This is a genomic window from Natronorubrum halophilum, from assembly GCF_003670115.1.
Classification (GTDB): Archaea; Halobacteriota; Halobacteria; order Halobacteriales; family Natrialbaceae; genus Natronorubrum; species Natronorubrum halophilum.
The window spans coordinates 928,500-950,000 of the sequence record NZ_QQTY01000001.1 but is presented as its reverse complement, the minus strand read 5'-3'; the positions used below and the strand labels follow the sequence as shown (position 1 = coordinate 950,000).

23 protein-coding genes are annotated in these 21,501 nt (G+C 65.7%); 16 read left to right on the top strand and 7 right to left on the bottom strand.

Features of this window, described 5'->3' with window-relative positions; translation table 11 throughout:
* Window positions 1–29: 29 nt before the first annotated feature.
* Window positions 30–686 carry a precorrin-2 dehydrogenase/sirohydrochlorin ferrochelatase family protein gene (locus tag DWB23_RS04510; RefSeq protein ID WP_121741590.1) on the top strand — a complete coding sequence of 219 codons (657 nt, stop codon included), beginning with the start codon at window positions 30–32 and terminating at the stop codon, window positions 684–686.
* A complete protein-coding gene (gene hemA / locus DWB23_RS04505; protein ID WP_121741589.1) occupies window positions 683–2,053 on the top strand; it encodes a glutamyl-tRNA reductase in 1,371 nt (456 codons plus the stop codon). Before DWB23_RS04510 ends, hemA begins: the two co-directional genes overlap by 4 nt.
* 15 nt (window positions 2,054–2,068) lie before the next feature.
* Here hemA and DWB23_RS04500 read toward each other — a convergent pair whose 3' ends face one another.
* The gene (locus DWB23_RS04500; protein WP_121741588.1) at window positions 2,069–2,248 is read right to left on the bottom strand and encodes a hypothetical protein; all 180 of its coding nucleotides are present in this window, start codon (window positions 2,246–2,248) and stop codon (window positions 2,069–2,071) included.
* Between the two features lie 161 nt (window positions 2,249–2,409).
* Between DWB23_RS04500 and DWB23_RS04495 the strand changes: the two genes are divergently transcribed.
* The 4 genes from DWB23_RS04495 to DWB23_RS04480 all read left to right on the top strand — a co-directional run bounded on the left by DWB23_RS04495 (window position 2,410) and on the right by DWB23_RS04480 (window position 4,141).
* The gene (locus DWB23_RS04495; RefSeq protein WP_121741587.1) at window positions 2,410–2,691 is read left to right on the top strand and encodes a 4a-hydroxytetrahydrobiopterin dehydratase; all 282 of its coding nucleotides are present in this window, start codon (window positions 2,410–2,412) and stop codon (window positions 2,689–2,691) included.
* A gap of 12 nt (window positions 2,692–2,703) precedes the next feature.
* Window positions 2,704–3,114, top strand: a complete 411-nt coding sequence (lwrS, locus tag DWB23_RS04490; RefSeq protein ID WP_121741586.1) for an LWR-salt protein — start codon at window positions 2,704–2,706, stop codon at window positions 3,112–3,114.
* A gap of 49 nt (window positions 3,115–3,163) precedes the next feature.
* Window positions 3,164–3,811, top strand: a complete 648-nt coding sequence (locus tag DWB23_RS04485; protein ID WP_121741585.1) for an HAD family hydrolase — start codon at window positions 3,164–3,166, stop codon at window positions 3,809–3,811.
* Window positions 3,812–3,937: 126 nt separating this feature from the next.
* Window positions 3,938–4,141: a hypothetical protein gene (locus DWB23_RS04480; protein WP_121741584.1), complete on the top strand. Its 204-nt coding sequence runs from the start codon at window positions 3,938–3,940 to the stop codon at window positions 4,139–4,141.
* A 45-nt stretch (window positions 4,142–4,186) separates the two neighbouring features.
* Here the strand turns inward: DWB23_RS04480 and DWB23_RS04475 are convergent, their stop codons facing one another.
* From DWB23_RS04475 to DWB23_RS04465, 3 genes are all read right to left on the bottom strand, one after another.
* Window positions 4,187–4,450, bottom strand: a complete 264-nt coding sequence (locus tag DWB23_RS04475) for a glutathione S-transferase N-terminal domain-containing protein (protein ID WP_121741583.1) — start codon at window positions 4,448–4,450, stop codon at window positions 4,187–4,189.
* 82 nt (window positions 4,451–4,532) lie between these two features.
* Window positions 4,533–5,186, bottom strand: coding sequence for a helix-turn-helix domain-containing protein (locus tag DWB23_RS04470; RefSeq protein WP_121741582.1), 654 nt, complete (start codon window positions 5,184–5,186; stop codon window positions 4,533–4,535).
* A gap of 84 nt (window positions 5,187–5,270) precedes the next feature.
* On the bottom strand, window positions 5,271–7,142 hold the full coding sequence (locus tag DWB23_RS04465) for a molybdopterin biosynthesis protein (protein ID WP_121741581.1): 1,872 nt from the start codon (window positions 7,140–7,142) through the stop codon (window positions 5,271–5,273).
* A 199-nt stretch (window positions 7,143–7,341) separates the two neighbouring features.
* Between DWB23_RS04465 and DWB23_RS04460 the strand changes: the two genes are divergently transcribed.
* The 3 genes from DWB23_RS04460 to DWB23_RS04450 all read left to right on the top strand — a co-directional run bounded on the left by DWB23_RS04460 (window position 7,342) and on the right by DWB23_RS04450 (window position 10,540).
* A complete protein-coding gene (locus DWB23_RS04460) occupies window positions 7,342–8,820 on the top strand; it encodes an MATE family efflux transporter (RefSeq protein WP_121741580.1) in 1,479 nt (492 codons plus the stop codon).
* Window positions 8,821–9,031: 211 nt separating this feature from the next.
* Window positions 9,032–9,355 carry a hypothetical protein gene (locus tag DWB23_RS04455; protein WP_121741579.1) on the top strand — a complete coding sequence of 108 codons (324 nt, stop codon included), beginning with the start codon at window positions 9,032–9,034 and terminating at the stop codon, window positions 9,353–9,355.
* A gap of 57 nt (window positions 9,356–9,412) precedes the next feature.
* Window positions 9,413–10,540 carry a serine hydrolase domain-containing protein gene (locus DWB23_RS04450; protein ID WP_121741578.1) on the top strand — a complete coding sequence of 376 codons (1,128 nt, stop codon included), beginning with the start codon at window positions 9,413–9,415 and terminating at the stop codon, window positions 10,538–10,540.
* A gap of 64 nt (window positions 10,541–10,604) precedes the next feature.
* On the opposite strand, the gene DWB23_RS22870 is transcribed toward DWB23_RS04450, so the two are convergent.
* Window positions 10,605–10,745, bottom strand: coding sequence for a hypothetical protein (locus tag DWB23_RS22870; protein ID WP_162989745.1), 141 nt, complete (start codon window positions 10,743–10,745; stop codon window positions 10,605–10,607).
* Between the two features lie 70 nt (window positions 10,746–10,815).
* Window positions 10,816–12,162 carry a molybdopterin molybdotransferase MoeA gene (locus DWB23_RS04445; protein ID WP_121741577.1) on the bottom strand — a complete coding sequence of 449 codons (1,347 nt, stop codon included), beginning with the start codon at window positions 12,160–12,162 and terminating at the stop codon, window positions 10,816–10,818.
* A gap of 147 nt (window positions 12,163–12,309) precedes the next feature.
* Between DWB23_RS04445 and DWB23_RS04440 the strand changes: the two genes are divergently transcribed.
* From DWB23_RS04440 to speB, 5 genes are all read left to right on the top strand, one after another.
* Window positions 12,310–12,675 (top strand): Hsp20/alpha crystallin family protein, encoded by a 366-nt coding sequence (locus DWB23_RS04440; protein WP_121741576.1) that lies wholly within the window; start codon window positions 12,310–12,312, stop codon window positions 12,673–12,675.
* 76 nt (window positions 12,676–12,751) lie between these two features.
* Window positions 12,752–14,398: an ABC1 kinase family protein gene (locus tag DWB23_RS04435; RefSeq protein WP_121741575.1), complete on the top strand. Its 1,647-nt coding sequence runs from the start codon at window positions 12,752–12,754 to the stop codon at window positions 14,396–14,398.
* 80 nt (window positions 14,399–14,478) lie between these two features.
* Window positions 14,479–15,573 carry an enolase-like domain-containing protein gene (locus DWB23_RS04430; RefSeq protein WP_121741574.1) on the top strand — a complete coding sequence of 365 codons (1,095 nt, stop codon included), beginning with the start codon at window positions 14,479–14,481 and terminating at the stop codon, window positions 15,571–15,573.
* 185 nt (window positions 15,574–15,758) lie between these two features.
* Window positions 15,759–16,133, top strand: coding sequence for a translation initiation factor IF-5A (locus DWB23_RS04425; RefSeq protein ID WP_121741573.1), 375 nt, complete (start codon window positions 15,759–15,761; stop codon window positions 16,131–16,133).
* Window positions 16,133–16,990 carry an agmatinase gene (gene speB, locus DWB23_RS04420; RefSeq protein WP_121741572.1) on the top strand — a complete coding sequence of 286 codons (858 nt, stop codon included), beginning with the start codon at window positions 16,133–16,135 and terminating at the stop codon, window positions 16,988–16,990. Before DWB23_RS04425 ends, speB begins: the two co-directional genes overlap by 1 nt.
* Window positions 16,991–17,049: 59 nt before the next feature.
* On the opposite strand, the gene DWB23_RS04415 is transcribed toward speB, so the two are convergent.
* A complete protein-coding gene (locus DWB23_RS04415) occupies window positions 17,050–17,514 on the bottom strand; it encodes a response regulator (RefSeq protein ID WP_121741571.1) in 465 nt (154 codons plus the stop codon).
* A gap of 603 nt (window positions 17,515–18,117) precedes the next feature.
* Here DWB23_RS04415 and DWB23_RS04410 point away from each other — a divergent pair.
* Window positions 18,118–20,577 carry a cbb3-type cytochrome c oxidase subunit I gene (locus DWB23_RS04410; RefSeq protein ID WP_121741570.1) on the top strand — a complete coding sequence of 820 codons (2,460 nt, stop codon included), beginning with the start codon at window positions 18,118–18,120 and terminating at the stop codon, window positions 20,575–20,577.
* A gap of 84 nt (window positions 20,578–20,661) precedes the next feature.
* Window positions 20,662–21,429, top strand: a complete 768-nt coding sequence (locus DWB23_RS04405) for a Nif3-like dinuclear metal center hexameric protein (protein WP_121741569.1) — start codon at window positions 20,662–20,664, stop codon at window positions 21,427–21,429.
* Window positions 21,430–21,501 lie beyond the last annotated feature (72 nt).

Below are 21,501 nucleotides of genomic sequence, written 5' to 3'. Positions count from 1 at the left end.
CACCCACGGTCGATGGCCCACTTCCCAGCATGATCCCACTCTTGCACGATTTCACGGATGCGACGGTACTCGTCTTCGGCGGCGGTCCGGTCGGTGCTCGAAAGGCCCGACGGTTCGCTCGCGAAGCCGAGGTGCTCGTCGTCAGCCCCGAGTTCGCCGATCTGGACTTTGGCGGCGCCGAACTGATAAAATCCGCGCCGGAACCGGCCGATGTCGCCGACTGGCTCGAGCGGACTGCGCCCGCTCTGGTCGTCGCCGCGACGGACGACGAGGCGGTCAACGAGGCCGTCGCCGACGCCGCTCGAGACCGCGGGGTGCTCGTCAACCGCGCGGATCGGGCGGGCGGACGCGATTCCGGTAGCGTGGTGGTTCCGGCGACCGTGCGCGAGGACCCGGTAGTCGTTTCGATCGCAACCGGCGGAACCGCGCCCGCGCTGAGCAAGCACCTCCGAGCGGAACTCGAGGAGACGCTCTCGGGAGCGGGCGAGATGGCGACGGTCTGCGGACGGCTCCGGACGGAGCTCAAAGCGCGGGACGTTCCGCCCGAGCGACGACGGCAGATCGTCACCGATGTCGTCAATTCCCCGGCCCTTTGGACAGCTTTACGTACGGGTACTCCTAACTGTGAGCAAGTGATCGAGGACGTGCTGGCCGAGGAACTGCCCCACGGGGGTGACCGGCCGTGATTCCGGCCGGGGTCGTGACCGCTGGTCGAGTAACTCACGAGAGCGGCAGCGTCGACGATCTCGCCGCTGCCAGCCCCGAGAGCCAGCGGGCCGGCGTCGCCGACCTCTGTTCCGTCCCGGCGGTCGAAGAGGCGTACGTGCTCTCGACGTGCAACCGGGTCGAAGCCTACGTCGTCGGCACCGACGCCGACGTCGGACGGGCCGCCCTCGAGGAATTTTTCGCGCCGGTCGACGACGATGCGGTCGTCCTGACGGACCACGACGAGAGCCTCCACCACCTGCTATGCGTCGCATCCGGACTCGAGTCGGTCGTCCTCGGCGAGGACCAGATCATCGGACAGGTCCGAACGGCCTACGAGGACGCCCGCAACGCCGGCGGCATCGGGAAGATGCTCGAGGCCGCCGTGACGAAGGCGATCCACGTCGGCGAGCGCGCCCGTACCGAGACCGGGATCAACGAGGGCGTCGTCTCGCTCGGCTCGGCGGCGACGACGCTCGCCGCCCGGGACGTTCCGCTCGAGGGGGCCACCGCCCTCGTCGTCGGGGCCGGCGAGATGGGACGACTCGCCGCTCGCAGTCTCGCGGACGCCGGCGTTGGGACCGTCGTCGTCGCGAACCGAACCGTCTCACACGCCGAACACCTCGCGAGCGAACTCGAGGCGGCGGCCGACGCCGTGCCCCTGGAGGCGCTCGACACCGTCGCGAGCGAGGTCGACGTCGTCATCACGGCAACCGGAAGCGCGGAGCCGGTGCTCGAGCCGCGACAGCTCGAGAGCGCCGATAGCGGGCGCGAAAACGATGGCACGGGCGGTGACGGCGGCACCGGTCCGGCGCAGGTCGTCGTCGACCTCGGCCAACCGCGCGACGTCGTTCCGGCCGCCGATTCGCTGTCGACCGTGACCGTCTACGATCTCGACGACCTCGAGTCGGTTACCACGGAAACCCGCGAGCAACGCGCCGACGCGGCTCGCGAGGTCGAGTCGATGATCGACAGGGAGTTTGAACTGCTCTGCGAGCAGTACAAACGAGCCCGCGCGGACGAGGTGATCGCCGCGATGTACGAGTCCGCAAACCGGATGAAAGAGCGGGAACTCGAGACGGCGCTCTCGCAACTCGACGGGGAGCAGTTTTCCGCGGACCAGCGCGAGGTCGTCGAAGCGATGGCCGACGCGCTGGTCAATCAGTTGCTCGCGCCGCCGACAAAGAGCCTGCGAGAAGCCGCTGCCGAGGACGACTGGAGCACGATCAACACCGCGCTCCAACTGTTCGATCCCGACTTCGGCGGCGACGACGGGCCGATGGCGTCACCGTTGACGCCCGGTACGATGTCCGTCAAACCGCAACTCGAGGCGACTGACGACGATTAACTGCGTCGGTAGTAGTTAGTTCCAGAGTTTGGTCGCGCTGACGACGCTCAGATCGTCGTCCGCTTCGACTTCCCAGATTCGGAGAACGAGATGTGCTTTGCAGTGATACTCGGTTGTTTCGATTCCCGTGTGCTCGTTTCGAAGGACGAGCTGACACGTTCCGTCGTTCGAGCAGTCCGCAGACAGATCGCACATGATATTGCCAGCACGTACTCCGCTCGTCGATAAGTCGTTGTCGGTGATCCGTTTTTGACCTCGAGCGGGGCGGATTTGCCCCGCCTCGGTCGGGGCCGATAGCCGCCCCGACGAACCCGCGTGGCACAATTATTATCTGATTGCGCGCCGTTCCAGCGAGCATGGCTGATCTGCTTTCCGACGACGAAATCGAGTCACAGCTTCCGGACGACTGGGATCGCGAGGGCGACGAGATCGTTCGAACCTACGAGTTCGACGACTACCTCCGCGGCGTCAACTTCGCGCAGATGGTCGGTGAGATCGCCGAGGCGCAGTTTCACCACCCCGAGATTATCATCCGGTACGCCGAAGTCGAGATCCGACTCACCTCCCACGAGGAAGGCGGCATCACGGGCGATGACATCGAGATGGCGGAGCTGATCGAATCCGAGCGAGACGCCTAACCGTCGCTCCCGATGAAAGCCCGGTACGTCTTCCGCGCACGGCTCCGCCTCGAGTCCGAGGAGTCGTCGGTCCGCCTCGAGTCGTCGTCGGCCCGGACGACGGTAACCGTCTTTCGCGAGGCTCCGGAACCCGGCCGCGAGGGCTGGCTGTTCTTCCGGGATACGCTGTGGCGCGGCGAGGTGGGCGACGAGGCGCACGGTCGCCGACTCGCCGAGGAGTGGCTCGGCGAGTCCGTCGAGTCGGTCGCGTTTCGCGAACTGCAGGTCGACCAAGAGTACTTCACGGCGCTGAAGGAGGCGATCGCGGCCGATCTCGAGGCGTTCAACGCCGAAAACGTCGACGAGGTGCTCTCGAAGTATCTGGGCTCGAGTATCAGGGTTACCGACGCGGACGGAGCGGCGGAAACAGCCGACGAGTCCTGACGTGACGGGCGATACACCTTTATCCGAGACGGCCGTACCTCAGCGTCCGATGGATGGCGCGACGGCCGTCGACTGCGAGTACGACTTCTGGCTGCTCGATCTCGACGGAACGCTCGTCGACGTCGAGTGGTCGTACACCCGCGACGTGTTCGACCGAGTCGGCGACCGGCTCGGTCGCGAGTTCACCGACCGGGAGGCCGATATCCTCTGGAGCGGTCTGACCGGCTCTCGCGACCGACAGCTCCGGGAGTGGGGCGTCGACCCCGACGAGTTCTGGACGGCTTTCCATGACGAGGAAGATCCGCAGGTCCGGGCCGAACAGACCTACCTTCACGAGGACGCGGCGTTCGTCGCCGACCTCGAGGAGCCGGTCGGGCTGGTCACGCACTGTCAACGGTTCCTCTGCGAGCCGGTTCTCGATCACCTCGACATTCGGGACTGGTTCGACGCGCGACTCTGTTGCACCCCGGAAACCGGCTGGAAGCCCGACCCCGCCCCCGTTCAGTCCGTCATGAACGATCTCGGGGTCGGCAACAACGGCCACGAGGGCGTGCTCGCGGGTGACGGTGCCAACGACGTCGGCGCGGCCTGGAACGCGGGCCTCGACGCGATCCACGTCGAACGCGTCGGCCACGAACGCCGGGGGCAGTGCGTGCGCGGCGATTACCGCGTGCAGTCGTTCGACGAACTGTTCTGAGGGCGACGGAGTCGCGCTCTCGAGTCGAGAACGCCGCTCGTCGAGCCACGCTTCGGCGAGTGCGCTCGGTCCGAGCGAGACCGAAAAGGATTCACCAGTTCACTTCCAGGTAGAGTCAGAAACGCGATGAAGTACTGTCTCAACTGCGACTGGTGGACGAGCGAGACCGACGAACCAGCGGCTCGAGTCCGATCGCGACGAGCGATCGAACATCACGTCGAGACGGGACACACGATCGACTCGAGCGAGGGGGTCGTCCCGCCGCAGCTCCCCGACGTCCCTCACGAGGTTTTCGTTCACGATCTGCTGCCCTCTCACTCGGGCGACTGATCGACGACGCGTTCTCGCGTCCTCGTCGCCGCGGTCGTCCGCGCCTCACCCGTAGTGGCGCTCGAGGTAGTCGATGATCTCCTCGCTCTCGTAGAGCGTTTCCTCGCGATCGGTGTCGACGAGGAACGGAATCGAGTCCTTACCGCCCAGTTTCGTCATCGCCTGCTGGGTCTGTTCGTTGAGTACGTCGCCGCCTTCGGAGCCGGGTCGGCGGGGGTTGTGGATGACGTACGAGACGCCGAGATCCGTGAGCGTCGCTCTGACGTCCGTGCTGTGCGGACAGCGTTCCGCCTGGTAAAGCTCGAGCATGCGATGACGTCTGCCACGCTGGTCGCTGTAAACGTTGGCCACGCAGATGGTCCCGGCGCCGTCGTCCGTCTCGAGCGACCGGTTATTCGGCGCGCGACTGTTCGCCCGCCGGCTGGAGTTCGTCGTCGACCAGCGTCTCGTAGGCACGGCGAAACCGCTCGGAGAGCGCCTGATGGGAGATGCCCAGTTCGCCCGCCAGCTCCTCCATCGAGATCCCTCGCGGTATCTCGAAGTAGCCGTGCTCGAGTGCGGCCTCGAGGGCCTCCTGTTGCTCGGGGGTCAATCTGGTCTCGTCGTCCGTGACGCCGCTGACGTCGGTTACCCGCCGGAGGTCGGCGGAGATCCCCGCTTCCTCGAGTCGGTCGTAGGCGTCGGTGAGCGTGTCCCGACTGCGAAATCGGACCCTGACTTGCCACCAGCCGTCGGTGCCCCACATCTCCAGGAGGGAGCCGCCGTCGGCGAGCAGTTCGTCGCGGAGTCCCATCGTCTCGTCGACGAAGCTCACGTCGAACAACAGTCTCGACTCGGTTTCGACGAGTAAGTCATACTCCTCGACCGACGGATCCGCCTCGAAGGCGGCATTGGCCGTCTCGCGGTCGACACCGGATACCCAAAGAGAGGGCCGCGTTTTCGATACTGAGGACTCCAGTTCGAACGTGGCTCCGGCTGCGTGTTCGATCGCTGTTCCCAGTGTCGTCTCCACCGCTGGTAGCCGGAACTCGGCTATCGTCGACATCACGATGGGTACACCGTACGGGCGTAAAAATCACTGTTCCGACGGTCCTGACTGTCGATTCTGTTGAAATATATCCGGCGTTCGTCAGTCGCCGTTCGGTCCGCTCTCGAGTGCCGTTTTCAGTTCCCGCACGCTGTCCTTGCCCGTGCGGTCGGGGTTCGCGAGGACTCGCACCGACTGCTCGCCGACGGGGACGAAGCCGAGGTCGAGTCGATCCGCGGTCTCGCGCAGTCCGAGGCCGACGTCGGCCTCGCCCGCGATGACCTTCCGCGCGGGACTTTCGTGGGCTCGAAGCCCGAGATCGAAGCCGTCGATCGTCCCGCGGACGTCGCGAGCGTTGGCGTCGCGATCGGCCGCGAGATCGTCGACGGCGGCCTCGAGACTCGAGCGCAGCCCCGAGTCGGTCGTCCGGTTGACGAAGCGCAGGTCGCGATCAACCACGTCAGCCAGCGCCTCGATTTCGCGGGGGTTGCCGGCCTGGACGATCAGTCCCCACTCGCGGCTCCAGCGCCCGAGTTCGGTCGCCTCGATATCGCGGTCGAGGGGACCGGCGACGACGGCGACGTCGGGAACGCCCTCTCGGAGTCGCCGGACGCCCGGCCGCGAACCGACCGAGAGGTAGCGCGGGTTCTCGAGGCCGTCGAGCAGCCGGTTCAGCGTGGGGTCGTCCTCGCCGACGCCCAACAGCGTGGGCGGCCGGACGTCCGGCGAAAAGAGCCGGACGGCGACGGATTCGCCCGCCTCGAGATAGTCGGTTTCCGGATCGACTTCGACGACGCCGTCGGCTTCGGCGAGGCTGGTGGTCGCGCCGCTACCCTTATCGACGGGGTAGACGAGGGGATCGCCGGTCGCATCCCCGACTACGCCGACGGGCATGAGTCGCAGCCGTCCTTCCCCGTACCGCTCCTGGCGGGCCATCCGCCCCGATATCGTCGCTGCCGTGGGCTCGGGCAGCCCCGCAGCCTCGCGGATCGCCGGCGCGACGAACGTTCGAAAGACCATCATCGCGGAGACGGGGTAGCCGGGAAGGCCGACGTAGGCCGACGACTCCAGGCGTCCGACGAGCATCGGCTTTCCGGGTTTGACGCTGACGCCGTGGAGCAGCAGTTCGCCTTGCTCTTCGATCACGCGGTAGATGACGTCGACCGCACTCGCGCTGGTGGATCCCGAGGAGAGCACGAGGTCGCACTCGCCGGCGGCCTCCCGGAGTACGCGCTCCATCTCGTCCCGTTCGTCGCCGGCGTGGGGGTAGAGCACCGCCTCCCCGCCGGCGTCCTCGACCCCCGCGGCGATCGTGTAGCTGTTGACGTCGTAGATCTCGCCGCGCTCGCTCTCGAGGTCCTCGCCCGGCCTGACGAGTTCGTCGCCCGTCGAGACGATGCCGACTCGCGGTTTCCCGCGAACGGGAACCTCGTCGATCCCGAGTGCGGAGAGCAATCCGATGTCGCGGGGCGTGATTCGGGTTCCAGGACCGAGCGCGCGTTCGCCCGCGGCGACGTCCGTGCCGGCGAACATGACGTTGTCTCCGGGTGCGACCGACGTTCGAATCAGCACGTCGGTACCGCCGTCGCCGGATCCGTCGGTATCCGTGCGCTCGACCGGAACCATCGCGTCCGCTCCCGACGGCATCACCGCACCCGTCGAGATCTCGGCGGCCTGTCCGTCCTCGAGTTCGACGTCGGGTTTCTCGCCGGCGTGGACCTCGCCGACGACCTCGAGTCGCGCCGGATCGGCCTCGTCCGCACCGAACGTGTCCCGCGCCCGGAGGGCGTAGCCGTCCAGACTCGCCCGGTCGAACCCCGGCACGTCGAGTTCGGCGTCGAGTCGGGTTACGATCACCCGCCCGCGGGCGTCCTCGAGCGAGACGCGGTCGATACCGCCCTCGAGCGAAAGCGAGCCGATAGCCGCACGCGCGTCATCGGGGGAGGCGAGATCGCGAAACTCCTTGCGTTCCATACTCGCAGTTGGCGGGCCGAGGGTAAAAACGTCGGTCGACCGCGGCGTCTCGAGAGCGGTGACGGTGTCGGTGTGACGCGAACGAACAGTCTCGTATCTCGATGAACGATCATGGTATAATTTCCCGAGAAAATGCGAACATCTCTCGGTGTCTTCCCCGATATCAAGTCCTTTATTGCCAGAACCCAAACCCACGGTCGTGTCTTTTCGATGGAGTACCCTCCCGAACCCGTTCCGCTGGTTCCTCCTTGCAGTCGGCTCGCTGCTCGCGCGATTCGGGGTAATCGAACCGCGACGCGTCGAGCGAACGACCGACCTCGCGTGGCCGCGGATCGTGACGGGACTCGCCCGGATGTCCAAGTCCGCGGCGGATATCGCGATGGTCGGGATCGCCCTCGGGCCGGCAGCCATCGCTGGCGTCGGGCTCGCGACCCCCTTCTGGGGGCTGGCGTTCGGGATCGGCGGCGGGATCGCCGGCGCGACGATCGGGCTGGTCTCCCAGCGCTACACCGGCGGGAGCGCCGAGGAGGTCTCGCTGGCGGTGACGACCAGCGGTCTCGTCGTCGTCGCGATCATGCTCCCGCTGGCCGCCCTCTACTGGCTGGTTCCTGACGGACTGGTCGCACTCGTAGGGAACGACGCCACGTCGATCGCGTACGGCGCGGACTACCTCAGGGTCGTCGCCATCGGCGTCCCGTTCGCGGCGCTGAATCTCATCGGGAGCCGGACGCTCGTCGGTGCCGACGACGCGTGGACGCCGATGATGCTCCGTACGGGCGGCGCCCTCGTCAACGTCGGGCTCAATGCGGCGTTGATCTTCGGGCTGGGGATGGGCGTCGTCGGCGCGGCGATCGGAACCGTCGTCGCGAACGTCGTCGTCCTGGCCGCGTTCGTCACCGGATTCACCACGGGCCGACTGCCGCTGGTCGGCGAGTTCCCGGTGACCCTCAGTCTCGGGTGGCCGCAGGCGACGGTCGCCGACGTTCGGGACGTCCTCAGCATCGGCACACCGCTCGTCTTCACGAACGTCGCCCGGCGTGGCGCGCAGTTCCCGATGCTCGCGATCGTCGCGTTCTTCGGCCCGAACGTTCTCGCCGCCTACGTCGTCGCCCGGCGCGTTCGCGATCTGATGGATACTCCCGGCTGGGGCTTCTCGCTCGCCTCGAGCAGCCTGGTCGGACAGGAACTCGGCATCGGCGACGAGCAGGACGCCGACACGTACGGCCGAGAGGTCCTCTGGTTCGGCGTCGGCGTCTACCTCGTCAGCGCGGCGGTCGTGCTCGTCTTCGCCGAGCAGGTCGGTCGCGTCTTCGTGGACGACCCGGCGATCCTGCCGCTCGTGACGACGTTCATCGCCGTCGCCTGCGTGAGCGTCGTCTTCCGCGGCGTCAGCGGCGGCGCGACCGGCCCGCTCCGCGCCAGCGGCGACACCCGCTGGCCGTTCTACGGGCAGGTACTCGGCCTGTACGTCTTCGCGCTCCCCGTCGCCTTCCTCGGCGCCGTCTCGGTCCCGATCCCCTCCCTCGAGGTCGTGACGCCGCTGGGAATCGGCGCGCTCTACGCCGCGTTGCTCCTCGAGACGCTCGTCCCCGCCGTCGTCACCTACTACCGGTTCGAGGCCGGCCACTGGAAAGCGATCAGTCGCGCGTACCGCCCCGAATCCGCGCCCGGAGACTAGCGTCGCGCCCGTCCCGCTCCGGTGTACGGAACCGACCGCGGCGATCCGGGTCCGTTCGCCGACCGTCGATGGACGGATACTCGACTCGAGCGCCGAGCGACAGGTGTCCGGATCCCCCGTAGCGGGGGGTCGATTCCCGTCGAAACGACGACTTACTTATAAAGAAAACTGGATGAATGGCTTTTTCCGCTCGAGCGGTGATGCTCGTGGTATGGCTACGCATGGCTTCCAACAGGGTGGTGCCACGGGTGTATCCCTTCCCGACGCCGTCCCGATCGATCTGGCGCATCTATCGCGGCTGAGCTGGGAACTGGGGTCACGCGTCGTCGACGACGACGATGCGACGCTTCACAGCGAGTGGGAGCAGTCAGGACGGTCATGGCTGCTGTCGATCTTTCGAGTGACGACGAACACCGTCGTGTTGCGCGTCCGCACCCCCGTCGGCCGGCAGCGATTTTACGGTGCCGCGCAGTTGGATCTGGAGTCGGTCCTGCCGAGCCTCGAGTCGGCGCCGCGCTGGCACCGACTCGAGTGAGGGCAATTCTCCGTCGGGAAGACAACGGTTACAACCCTACCGCGTGAGGGTGGTGGCATGTCACGACTTACCGAGACGGATCGGGAACGGATCGCCGCCCTCTTCTATCGGCACCTCGAGGTGGGGCTCCATCACGGCGCTCAGTTGAGCGTCTACGTCGACGGCGAGCGGGCGCTCGATCTCGCTGGCGGCGTCACGGGTCCGGACGGCGAGGCGGAGACGGGTGAGACGCGGCACGTCCTCTTTTCCAGTACGAAACCCTACGGAGCCGTGACGCTCCACTCCCTCGTCGAGGAGGGGGCGCTCGAGTACGACGACCGCGTCGTGGATCACTGGCCCGAGTTCGCCGAGGCGGGCACCGAGAAAGCCGCCGTCACCGTTCGGCAGGTGCTAAGCCACACCGCCGGACTGCCCCGGGGGGAGATCGACGACCGTCCCGACCTCTGGAGCGACTGGGACGCCGTCGTGGAGCACCTCGAGGCGATGGACCTCGTCCACTCGCCGGGGGCGGTTCCGGCGTACCACGCCCTCACGTTCGGCTGGTTGGTCGGGGAACTCGTTCGCCGGGTATCGGGGACGCCGATCGAGGAGGCCGCCGCGGAACGCGTGTTCGAACCGCTCGAAATGGCAGACACCGGTATCGGCCTTCGGGCGGACGAGGACGACAACGTGGCGACGCTGGTCGGCTTCGAGGAGTTCGACCGCTGTCGGGACCCCGGCGAGGGACTCGGGGATCACGCCGAAGTCGCGGCCCCGTTCAACGACGAGGCGATCCACCGGTCCGTCATCCCCGCCGCCAACGGCATCGGGACGGCCGGCGACATGGCCCGCTTCTACGCCTGTCTCGCCAACGGCGGCGAGCTCGATGGGGTGCGGATACTCGAACCGGAAACCGTCGAACGGATGACTCGCCTCGAGGCCGAAACGGAGGCTGACGGAACGATCGGCCGCGAGGCGCGGTTCTGTCTCGGATTCTGGAAGGGCGGGACGACCGTCGCCCCGTACGGTTCGCTGTCGCCGGAGCGGACGTTCGGCCACGCCGGACTCGGCAGTAGCGTCGGCTGGGCCGATCCCGAGGAGAATATCGGCTTTTCCTACGTGACGAACGGGGTTCGCGATGGCTCCTACGAGCACGTCGCCCGGGTGAACGCGCTCGCGGACGCGGTTCGACTCGCGATCCGGTAGAGAGATGACTGACAGCGCCGTTTCGTGGGCCGCGTCGGTTACTCTTCCGTCGGTTGCGGCGCGATCACACGAGCCCCTGGAAGACGTCACTGAACACGACGAGTAGTACCCCGGCGAAGATAACCAACAGCAGGAAGCCGAAGAAAATGATCACGGCTTGCCGTCCGGTGAGCGACTCTCCCTCGAGGAACTCGTTCCATTCCATCGTTACTGGACACGTACACAGACATCTCTATTAAACGATGGTGGTCCACCGTTCGCCTGTCCCGCGGTTGTTACGGGTTCGGTTCCCAGTCCTCCACGGCGACCCTCTCGCCGGCCGGAATCCCCTCGCGGTCATCGCCGACGACCACCCAGCCGTCGGCGAGCGCGACGCTCGAGAGCACCCCCGACCCGCTCGCTCGCGTCGGAGTTGCGACGAACTGCGGCTCGTCGGCCTCGAGGTCCGTCTCCTCGCGCGCCTCGAGTTGTACCCGCGCGAACGTTCGCGTCCCGGGTTCGCTCGGGATCTTTCGCTCGAGGCGCGCGTGCGTCGTGGGGTGTGGATCCGGAGTCGTCCCCTCGAGCCAGCGTACGGTCGGCCGCAGGAACTGGACGGCGTTGACGATACAGGCGACGGGGTAGCCGGGCAGCGCGAGTACGGGCGTCCCTTCGACGACGCCGAGACAGACGGGATGGCCGGGTTTGAGGCCGACGCCGTGGACGAGCACCTCGCCGAGGTCGTCGATCACCTCGGGCAGCAGGTCGCGTTGACCGACGGAAGAGCCGCCGGTGGTGACGATCACGTCCTTCGTCAGGTCCCGCTGAATCGCCACGCGCAGCGATTCGGGGTCGTCGGTGACGACGTCTCGGTACGTCGAGCGGCCGCCCCAGCGCTCGACCAGCCGGGAGACCGTGAGTCCGTTGGTTTCGATGACCTCGCCCGGTCCCGGGTCGCTCGAGACGAGTTCCTCGCCCGTCGGGATCACGCCGACCGTCGGCCGCTTCGCGACCGACACCTTCGCGTAGCCTGCAGAGCGCAGGAGGCCGAGATCCGACGGCCGGAGCCGGTGGCCGGCCGCGTAGAGCCGTTGGTCCTCCTCGATATCCTCGCCGACGGGCGCGACGTTTTCGCCCTCCGCGACCGCGTCGGCGACCTCGAGTTCGTCGACCGACTCGAGTTCGGTGACCTGTTCGATCATGACGACGGCGTCCGCACCCTCGGGAAGGGCACTTCCGGTGTGAACGCGGGCGGCCGTTTCCGGCGCGACTTCGGCGTCGCGGCCGGTTCCCGCTGCGACTCGGAGCACTTCGGGGGAGCGGTCGCTGGCCCCGAACGTGTCCGCGGCTCGAACGGCGTAGCCGTCCATCGCCGCTCGCCGATAGTGGGGGACGTTTCGGGCGGACGCGACGGGAGCGGCAAGCACTCGCCCGTCCGCGCGTTCGATGTCCACGAGTTCCGTATCCGTCGTGGGCGGGATGTCGCCGGCACCGACGCTCGCAGGACCGTCGCTATCGTCGCCGTCGATACCGATTCCGTCGTGCCCCGCTACGACGGCCTCCCTGAGTATTCGGCGCGCTTCGTCGACCGGGGTCCGTACCTTGAACCCGGACCGCTTGCGCTCGTTGTCGGCTCCTTCCATACTCTGAACCGGGTCGCCGGACGCCAAAAGCGTGGGGGACTACGGGTTCGCTCGGAAACCGGATCGGGGACGCACCCAGTTTCCATCGTTCCCATCGAATCGGCCGCTACCGCGGGCTTTTTCGTATCCGCGTTCGAACCTGTAGCTATGTCAGCGCTCCGCGATGCATTAGGGAATCTCTCCGAGGACGTTTTCTTCGACCTTCTCGAGAGCGAGGACGCCTATCTGCTCGTCCTCGACGTCCCCGGTGTTACCGCCGACTCGCTCACCCTGACGGTCGAGGACGGCCGCATCTCGATCGAGGCTCACCGCGAAAAAGACCCCAACGAGGACTATCGTTACCTCGAGGAGAACCGGTCGCTCTTTCTCGATGTCGAACTTCCTTTGCCCGCGGACGCGGTCGAAACGGAATCGGAGGCGACGGTGGAACGCGGCGTCCTCGAGTTGACGCTGCCCAAGTTGTCTTCGGGTGGAGAGACGACCATCGACGTCGTCGACGAGGACGCCGGCTAACATGGGGTGACCGAGACTGGTCTCCCTCCGCGCATACAAGCGATTCGTTCTCGTCGCGTGGCAGTTCCTCCCGCTGTTGCTCGCGTACGCCCGCGACCGTCGTCGGTTTCTCCTGTTCGGCCGTCCGCGCCGGGTCGACGCCGAGACCCACCGCCACCGCGCCGAGGTCCTGCTCGAGTCGCTGTTGACGCTCGGTCCGACGTTCATCAAACTCGGTCAACTGCTCTCGACCCGGCCCGACGTGTTGCCGCCGGCCTACATCGACGTTCTCGCGGCGCTCCAGGACGAGGTGCCGCCCGCCGAGTGGACCGCCGCCAGGCGGGTGATCGAGGACGAACTCGGGCCGCTAGACGACCGCTTCGAGGAGTTCGAGACCGAGGCGATCAGCGGGGCGAGCCTCGGACAGGTGTATCGAGCGCGCATCGAGACTGGGACTGACGGGCCGCAGTCGGCTCCAGAGAGCCACACCGGCCGCGAAGTCGCCGTAAAGGTTCGGCGGCCGGACATCGAGGACTTGGTGGCGGCGGATCTCCGGGTCGTCCGATGGTCGCTGCCGATCCTCCTCTACTTCGTCGACGATTCTCGAGCGTTCTCCCTCGAGAACCTCGCCGACGAGTTCGCAAAGACCATTCGCGAGGAGATGGACTACGAGCGCGAGGCGACGATGTTACGGGAGATCCGCGCCAACTTCGCGGACGACGACCGGTTCGTCATCCCCGACGTGATCGAGAGCCACTCGGGGCCGCGCGTGCTCACGATGGAGTACCTCGAGGGGACGAAGATCAACGACGTCGAGGAACTCGACCGGAAGGGCGTCGACCGAACGCAGGTCGCGGAGAACCTCCAGCGGTCGTACCTGCAGATGATCATCGACGACGGGATCTTTCACGCCGACCCGCACCCGGGCAACCTCGCGGTGACCGACGACGGCCGGATCGTCTTCTACGACTTCGGGATGTCCGGCCGGGTCGACGACTTCGTCCAGGGAAAGATCGTCGACTTCTACATCGCGGTCGCCAACCGGGACATCGACGCCATCCTCGACGCGCTGACCGAGATCGGCACGCTCTCACCGGAGGCCGACCGGACGGTGATGGCCGACGTGATGGAACTGGCTATTCAGGACGCGCGCGGCCAGGATATCGAACAGTATCGGGTAAACCAGATCATCGGCCAGATCGAGGACTCGATCTACGAATTCCCGTTCCGACTGCCGAAAAACCTCGCGCTCGTCCTCCGCGTCGCGACCGTCGTCGAAGGCGTCTGCGTCACGCTCGATCCGGAGTTCGACTTCATCGAGACCGCGACCGACTACCTCACCGAACAGGGCTATCGCGAGGAGTCCGTCCGCCAGTACCTCCGCGAATCGGGCGAGCAACTCCGCCGAACCGGCGAATCGCTGACCCGGCTGGCACCCAAAGCCGAGCGCACGTTAGATCGGCTCGACCGCGACGACCTCTACGTCCGTATCGGCGTCGAAGACTCGGAGAACGTCTTCAACACGCTCGCAAAGCGGCTGGTCTACGGCATGTTACTCACGATGTCGCTGTTTTCCATGGGCGTCCTCTACGCGCTCGGGGCACCCGAGGCGTCGGTCATCGCAGCGGTCTTCTCGGTCGCGGTGACGATTCAACTCTACCGATCGTTCCGCAAACCGCGCTCGACGCGCGTCCGACCGCAGTTTACGCGACAGAACCTGCGCCAGCGACGGGGCGACGAGTGAACCCGAGCGCGAGGCAGTTGCAACCTATCGCCTCCCGCTCCCGGTGAAACGTTCTTTTCGGTTGCAGCCGTCCGTCCGGTATGGACTACGAGCGGATCGCCGACCTGTCGCTGTCGATCGACGACGTCTCGAGCGAGCGCCTCGAACGCGAGACCTCGAGCGAGTTCACCCGCGTCACCACCGAGTTCGCCCTGTCCGGCGTCGGTCCCGACGGCGAAACGGCGGTCGGTCGAGGCGAGGACGTCACCTACGAGACGGCAGACCACGACGCGCTGGCCGAGTCGGGACTGCCCGATTCGACCGGCGAGTACACGATCGATTCCTTCTCGTCACACCTCGAGTCGGTCGATCTGTTCCCGGCGGGTGCGCCGGATCGCGAGGTGTTTCGAAACTACCGGCGCTGGGGGCTCGAGAGCGCGGCGCTCGATCTCGCCCTCCGCCAGGCGGGAACGACCGTCGCGAGCGCGCTCGACCGCTCGCTCGAACCGGTCCGGTTCGTCGCCAGCACCCGACTCGGCGATCCGCCGACGACCGACCGACTCGAGCGCCTCCGCGAGCGGGTTCCCGGTCTCGAGTTCAAGCTGGATCCGACCCCGGCGTGGGACGACGGCGTCGTGACGGCGCTCGACGAAACCGTCGGGGCCGACGCGATCCGCATTCTCGACCTCAAAGGCCAGTACGAGGGGACGGAGGTCGACACGCCGGCCGATCCCGAACTGTATCGGCGGGTGCTCGAGGCCTTCCCCGAGACCGTCATCGAGGACCCCGCGCTGACCGACGAGACGGAGCCGCTGTTCGACGATCCTGCCGTCCGCGCTCGGACGTCGTGGGACGCCCCGATTGACGGACTCGAGGACGTCGAAGCGCTCCCGTGGGAGCCCGACTGGCTCAACATCAAACCCTCGCGGTTCGGCTCGCTCGAGTCGCTCCTCGAGACGCTCGCCCACTGCGACGAACGCGGGATTCGGCTGTACGGCGGCGGCCAGTTCGAACTCGGCGTCGGCCGCGGTCACATCCAGACGCTGGCGTCGCTGTACTACCCCGACGGCCCAAACGACGTCGCGCCGCGGGCGTACAACGACTCCGCGGTCGGCGACGGGTTGCCGACGAGCCCGCTCGTGCCGCCGCTCGAGCCGAGCGGATTTCGGTGGACTACCGACGCGGACGCCGCGTAGTACTCCGTCCCGCCGACCCCGAGGACGGCCGGAACCATCACTGCTGGGCGATCGTCTCGAGTGACAGATCTCGCCCGAACGGGCGACCGAGAAGCGGTTGTCCGGTTTCCGTCCGCCAGTCCGACCGACCTCGGGGCAGCGTCCATTCCAAACGGTTTATGGCCGTCGGTTGATTACGCCGGGACATGGCGAAACAGCAGACCGAAGTTCGCGAACTCCAGGAAGGAAGCTACGTCATGATCGACGACGCAGCCTGTAAGATCAACGCCTACTCGACCGCCAAACCCGGTAAACACGGCAGCGCCAAGGCTCGAGTCGAGGCCAAAGGTGTCTTCGACGGGAAGAAGCGCTCGCTCTCCCAGCCCGTCGACGCGAAGATCTGGGTCCCGATCATCGAGCGGAAGAACGGTCAGGTCGTCTCCGTCGACGGCAACGACATGCAGGTCATGGACCTTGAAACGTACGAGACGCTCACGATGCGCATTCCCGAGGACGTCGACGTCTCCCCCGACGAGAACATCGAGTACCTCGAGATGGAAGACCAGCGAAAGATCGTCTGATGTTTCCCGGGGCGAGTGACGAACGCGAGGAGACCGATACGGCGGATCAGGCGGTTGATCCCGATCGTGACGGGCCGAACTTCGTGGTCGTCGGTGCGCCCCTGGACGTCTCGACGACCTTTCAGCCGGGGACTCGATTCGGTCCCCGACGCATTCGAACTTTTGCGGAGCCGTTCGACGATTACGACCACCGGACGGACCGGCACTTCTCGGACCTCGCCGTCGAAGACCGCGGCGACGTCCCCGCCTGGGACGACGCCGCGGAGTACCTCGAGTACCTCACGGGAACCCTGCGCGACGTCGTCTGGGACGACGCCATCCCGCTGATGCTTGGCGGCGAACACAGCGTCTCGCTCGCCGGCGTCCGCGCGGTCGAACCCGAGGTGGTAGTCTGTCTGGACGCTCACCTTGACTTGTACGACGCCTACGCCGGGAACGAACTCTCCCACGCCGCCGTCACGCGACGGATTCTCGAGGTCGACGCCGTCGAGGAGGTCGTCCTCCTCGGCGTGCGAACGGGAAGCGAAGCGGAGTGGGACCGTGCGAGCGAGGACGACGTGACCGTCGTCCCGCCGAGGGATATCGCGGACTGGTCGTTCGGGGACCGACTCGAGGGACGGACCGTCTACCTGAGCGTCGACATCGACGCTGCCGATCCCGCGTACGCGCCGGGGACGGGGACGACGGAGCCGTTCGGCCTCGAGTCCCGTGACATGCGCGATATCGTCCGCGAGGTGGCCCCCCGCTCGGGCGGGTTCGACGTCGTCGAGGTCAACGACCGAGACGACGGACAGGCCGCCTCGCTCGCCGGCAAACTGGTTCGGGAATTCGTCTTTTCCCACGCCGACGGGACGTAGCGGGCTTTCGCTCGCCGACTCACCGTGGATGGTCGCTCTGTCCCGCCTCGCAGACGTCGTTACCGTAGAGGCGACGGAAACCGTGCCTGTTCGAACCAGAACTTCTCGACCGCTTTCGCGAGTGCCTCGAACTCGTCCGGCCCCTTCGGTTTCGTCAGATAGGCGTTGGCGCGTGCGTCGTAGCACCGTTCGATGTCTTCCGCGGCTTCGGAACTCGTGAGCACGATCACGGGAAGCGGTTTGAGTTGCGGATCGCTTCTGATCGCTTCGAGCACTTCACAGCCGTTTTTCCCCGGCAAATTCAAATCGAGAAGAACGAAATCGGGAAGCGATGCGGATTCGGTAGCAATCTGCCGCGTCAGAAAGTCGACGGCGCGATCACCGGTGGTGATGGAGTGAAGCGTTGTCTCGGTATCCGTCGCTTTGAACGCCTCTTCTGTTAGGCGAATATCGCCCGGGTTATCCTCGACGAGGAGGATTTCGGCCGTCTCTTCGGCGACCCGTTTGAAGTGATGATCGGACATGATGTGTACACGAGCGTTGATTCTGTGATGCGCCCGTGATCGATACACGACTGTTCTGTCCCCAGACGTCCTTTACGGACCGGGAGACGCACAGTGCAACATCTCTCGTTATCGATCGGAGGAGTTGCACACGTATAAGGGCCGGTTTTACCCGGATCGTCAGACGAGCAATCGGTAATTACTGTGGCAATCGTACGTATCGATAAACCGATCGCAAATCGTACGTATGCACAAACCGATCGCACAACCACCGTGCAACTAGGCGTCCATTGACGTGTAGCAGCTACTATCGCTCGCACGGCTCGGTACCGATTACGTCGTGCCTCGAGATCCGAAAGCGGAGAGGCTACGGATCGTCGACACGCGAACTGAGACATCGTTACGGCGTGGCTGGTAACTCGAACGTCCGTCCGGAGAGGCTCCAACGCCCCCAGCTACCGACACCTTGCAAATGCGCCCCATACGTTGATACACGAAATCAGTGAGAAACACTCTGTCAATGGACCTCGTGTCTCGCGGACGTGGGCTGAGGACTGTGCGTCGGATCGGGCTGGTTCGGTGGGTTCCTCGAGCGATCGCCGCTGCCCAGCGGGTGATCCGGCGATGAGCGACCTTCCCCCGATGACGAGCATCAAGCGGTGGCTCGTGACGACGAACCACAAGGACGTCGGGGTCCTCTATCTGGCGACGGCGCTGTTCTTCTTGCTGCTGGGCGGCGTCCTCGCGATGCTGTTTCGCATTCAGTTGTGGGATGCCGGCGGCACGGGGTTCCTCACGGGAAGCGAATACAATCAGGCCGTCTCGGCTCACGGGTTGTTGATGGTTTTCTGGTTCCTGTCTCCGATCGCGACCGGCTTCGCGAACTATCTCGTCCCGCTGCAGATCGGTGCAAAGGATCTCGCGTTTCCGCGATTGAACGCGATGAGCTACTGGTTTTACCTGTTTTCGGGAATCCTGTTCGGAATCTCGTTCTTTCAGGGGCAGACGTTCTCCGGCGGGTGGACGATGTACGCCCCGCTGAACGTGCCGATGTACACGACCGCGATGGAGGCGGCCACCGGGGGGAACGCGGCGATCCTGGCTTTGATTCTGTTCGTCTTCTCGATCACGATCGGGACGGTGAACTTCCTCACGACGATTCACCGTTCGCGGGCGGAAGGGCTCGGCCTCTGGAACATGCCGCTTTTCACCTGGTCGTGGCTGCTGACGGTCTGGATGATGCTGTTCGCCTTCGCCGCGCTGCTCGCCGCCCTGTTACTGCAGGCGAGCGACCGCATCTTCCTGACGCAGTACTTTGCGACCGACCAGGGCTCGAGCCTGCTGTGGGCGCACCTGTTCTGGTTCTTCGGCCATCCGGAGGTGTACATCGTCTTCTTCCCCGCACTGGGGATCATGTTCGAGACGTTCCAGACCTTCACCGGCCGGCGACTCGTCGGTCGGAAGTGGGTCATCATCGCGATGGTCCTCGTGGCCGTCCAGTCCTTCCTGGTCTGGATGCACCACATGTTCCTGACCACCATCAACCTCGAGATCAAGACGCTGTTCATGGCGACGACGATCGGGATTTCGCTGCCCTTCGACCTGATGGTCTTCGCGCTGATCTACACGATGGTCAAGGGACGGGTCCGATTTACCACGCCGTTTCTCTTCTCGCTGGGTGCGCTTGTCCTGTTCATCCTCGGCGGGATCACCGGGGTCTTCCTCGGGGCCGTCGTGTTGGACTTCGAGTTCCGTGGCACCTACTGGGTCGTCGCTCACTTCCACTACGTGATGGTTTCGGGGGTAACTGCGCTGATCGGCGGCCTCTACTACTGGTGGCCCAAAATCACCGGGAAGATGTACTCCGAGACGCTGGGGAAACTCCACTTCGCGGTCTACTTCCTCGGGTTCAACCTGCTGTACTTCCCGATGTTCCTCGCCTGGGAGACGCCGCGTCGCGTCTTCGATTACGGTGTCGGACTGCAACTGTACCACCGGATGGCGACCGCCGGGGCGTTCGTCCTCGGTGCGTCGTTCCTGATCATGTTCTACACGCTCGCCAAGAGCTGGCTGTCGGGTCCCGACGCCCCCGACAATCCGTGGGCGTACTCCCGAACCGCCGAGTGGGCGATTCCGTCGCCCCCGCCGCTCGAGAACTGGGACGGCCGTCCGAGCTACGCCAGCGGTCGCCTCGAGTTCGTCGACGACTCGGCGGCCGCCACCGACGGCGGTCTGACGGCCGACGCGTCGCACCAGGCGGAACACGCCGATCACGCCAGTATCTGGCCGGTCGGGATCGGATTCGGCATGTTCGTCTTCTTCCTCGGGATTTCGGGAATCACCCCGTACATGGTTTCGTTCGCCGACGGAACTGGAACGGCACCCGACACGCTCGTCGGCACCGGTGCCGAACCGAGCATCCTCTACCCGGTGTTGACGGTACTCGGCGTGGCGATCCTCGGCTACACGCTCTTCGAGTACGGCCGCGAGCGGTTTCACGCGCCCGAGATGGCGATCGCCGAACGCTGGCCGTTCGACGGGATCGGGACGACGAAACTCGGCGTCTGGTTCTTCATCGCCTCCGACGTCGTCGTCTTCGGTTCCGTGATCGGGGCGTACGTGTTCATGCGCCTGCACATGGGCTGGAACAACTGGACGATGGTGCCGTTCGCCTCCTGGCCCGGCCTGCTCAACACCTATATCCTGCTCACCTCGAGCTTCACGGTCGTCCTCGCGCTCGTCTTCGCCGAGCGCCAGAACAAGAAGGGACTGCTCACCGCGATGGGCGCGACGCTCCTGCTCGGGTTGGCGTTCATGACGGTGAAAGCCTACGAGTACAGCGTCAAGATCTCCCACGGCGAGTACTGGTGGTACGGCCTCGAGTACTCCATCTACTACGTCACCACGGGTCTGCACGCGCTGCACGTGATCCTCGGACTGCTCATCGCCGCCTTCATGATCTACCGGATCAGGACGATCGACGCCTATCTCGACGACCACCGTCCGGTCGAGTTCTTCGGGCTCTACTGGCACTTCGTCGACATCGTGTGGGTGTTCCTGTTCCCGCTGTTCTACCTGATGTGAGACCGGGATCTCCCCGTTTCCCATCGCCGACCAAGGAGCGGTAAACCTACCGGATACAAGGGTCTCGACGGGGAACCTCGCAGCATGGAACTCGCAGTGTTCGCCGATCGACTCGACGAGGAGTTGCGAACCGACGACTACGCCGACCTCGACGCCAGTGCGAACGGCCTCCAGGTCGGTCCCGACGGCGGCGAGGTCGAACGCGTCGCGTTCGCCGTCGACGGCGTTCGGGAGACGTTCGAGCGGGCGATCGACGCCGACGCCGACGCGCTCGTCGTCCACCACGGCATCTCGTGGGGCGGCTTCGACCGCGTCACCGGTCGGACTTACGATCGAATCGCGCCGCTGATCGAGAACGACGTTGCACTCTACGTCTCGCACCTGCCGCTGGACGGCCACCAGGATCACGGCAACGCCGCCGGGGTCGCCGACGTACTGGATCTCGAGAACCGCTCGCCATTCGGCGAACTCGGCCCGGAGTACATCGGCCAGCGCGGGACCGCCCTCGAGTCCTACTCGATCGAATCGCTCTGTGACCGCCTCGAGGCCGAACTCGACACGGGGGACCGACAGGTACGCGGCCTCGGATTCGGCCCCGAGGAAATCTCTGAAATCGCGATCGTCACCGGCAGTGGAACCGACTGGCTCGAGGAGGCCGATGATGCGGGCGTCGATGCGCTCGTCACCGGCGAAGGAAAACAGAAAGTCTACCACGAGGCCCAGGAGGCCGGGATCAACGTCGTGCTTGCGGGCCACTACGCAACGGAGACGTTCGGCGTGTGCTCGCTACAAGAATTGGTCGCGGAGTGGGGTCTCGAGACGACGTACTTCGATGTGCCGACCGGGCTGTGACGCCCGTTCGGCGGTACCTCCGCTCTCGACCGAACCAGCGGTCCGGCGGGTCGCCGCTCGCCTCGCTCGATT

What these genes read in the sequence shown, in the direction of transcription:
- DWB23_RS04510 (WP_121741590.1), top strand. Translation starts at nt 30, where the DNA reads ATGATCCCACTCTTGCACGATTTCACGGATGCGACGGTACTCGTCTTC.
- DWB23_RS04500 (WP_121741588.1), bottom strand. Translation starts at nt 2,248, where the DNA reads ATGTGCGATCTGTCTGCGGACTGCTCGAACGACGGAACGTGTCAGCTC.
- DWB23_RS04495 (WP_121741587.1), top strand. Translation starts at nt 2,410, where the DNA reads ATGGCTGATCTGCTTTCCGACGACGAAATCGAGTCACAGCTTCCGGAC.
- lwrS (WP_121741586.1), top strand. Translation starts at nt 2,704, where the DNA reads ATGAAAGCCCGGTACGTCTTCCGCGCACGGCTCCGCCTCGAGTCCGAG.
- DWB23_RS04485 (WP_121741585.1), top strand. Translation starts at nt 3,164, where the DNA reads ATGGATGGCGCGACGGCCGTCGACTGCGAGTACGACTTCTGGCTGCTC.
- DWB23_RS04480 (WP_121741584.1), top strand. Translation starts at nt 3,938, where the DNA reads ATGAAGTACTGTCTCAACTGCGACTGGTGGACGAGCGAGACCGACGAA.
- DWB23_RS04475 (WP_121741583.1), bottom strand. Translation starts at nt 4,450, where the DNA reads ATGCTCGAGCTTTACCAGGCGGAACGCTGTCCGCACAGCACGGACGTC.
- DWB23_RS04470 (WP_121741582.1), bottom strand. Translation starts at nt 5,186, where the DNA reads ATGTCGACGATAGCCGAGTTCCGGCTACCAGCGGTGGAGACGACACTG.
- DWB23_RS04465 (WP_121741581.1), bottom strand. Translation starts at nt 7,142, where the DNA reads ATGGAACGCAAGGAGTTTCGCGATCTCGCCTCCCCCGATGACGCGCGT.
- DWB23_RS04455 (WP_121741579.1), top strand. Translation starts at nt 9,032, where the DNA reads ATGGCTACGCATGGCTTCCAACAGGGTGGTGCCACGGGTGTATCCCTT.
- DWB23_RS04450 (WP_121741578.1), top strand. Translation starts at nt 9,413, where the DNA reads ATGTCACGACTTACCGAGACGGATCGGGAACGGATCGCCGCCCTCTTC.
- DWB23_RS22870 (WP_162989745.1), bottom strand. Translation starts at nt 10,745, where the DNA reads ATGGAATGGAACGAGTTCCTCGAGGGAGAGTCGCTCACCGGACGGCAA.
- DWB23_RS04445 (WP_121741577.1), bottom strand. Translation starts at nt 12,162, where the DNA reads ATGGAAGGAGCCGACAACGAGCGCAAGCGGTCCGGGTTCAAGGTACGG.
- DWB23_RS04440 (WP_121741576.1), top strand. Translation starts at nt 12,310, where the DNA reads ATGTCAGCGCTCCGCGATGCATTAGGGAATCTCTCCGAGGACGTTTTC.
- DWB23_RS04430 (WP_121741574.1), top strand. Translation starts at nt 14,479, where the DNA reads ATGGACTACGAGCGGATCGCCGACCTGTCGCTGTCGATCGACGACGTC.
- DWB23_RS04425 (WP_121741573.1), top strand. Translation starts at nt 15,759, where the DNA reads ATGGCGAAACAGCAGACCGAAGTTCGCGAACTCCAGGAAGGAAGCTAC.
- speB (WP_121741572.1), top strand. Translation starts at nt 16,133, where the DNA reads ATGTTTCCCGGGGCGAGTGACGAACGCGAGGAGACCGATACGGCGGAT.
- DWB23_RS04415 (WP_121741571.1), bottom strand. Translation starts at nt 17,514, where the DNA reads ATGTCCGATCATCACTTCAAACGGGTCGCCGAAGAGACGGCCGAAATC.
- DWB23_RS04410 (WP_121741570.1), top strand. Translation starts at nt 18,118, where the DNA reads ATGAGCGACCTTCCCCCGATGACGAGCATCAAGCGGTGGCTCGTGACG.
- DWB23_RS04405 (WP_121741569.1), top strand. Translation starts at nt 20,662, where the DNA reads ATGGAACTCGCAGTGTTCGCCGATCGACTCGACGAGGAGTTGCGAACC.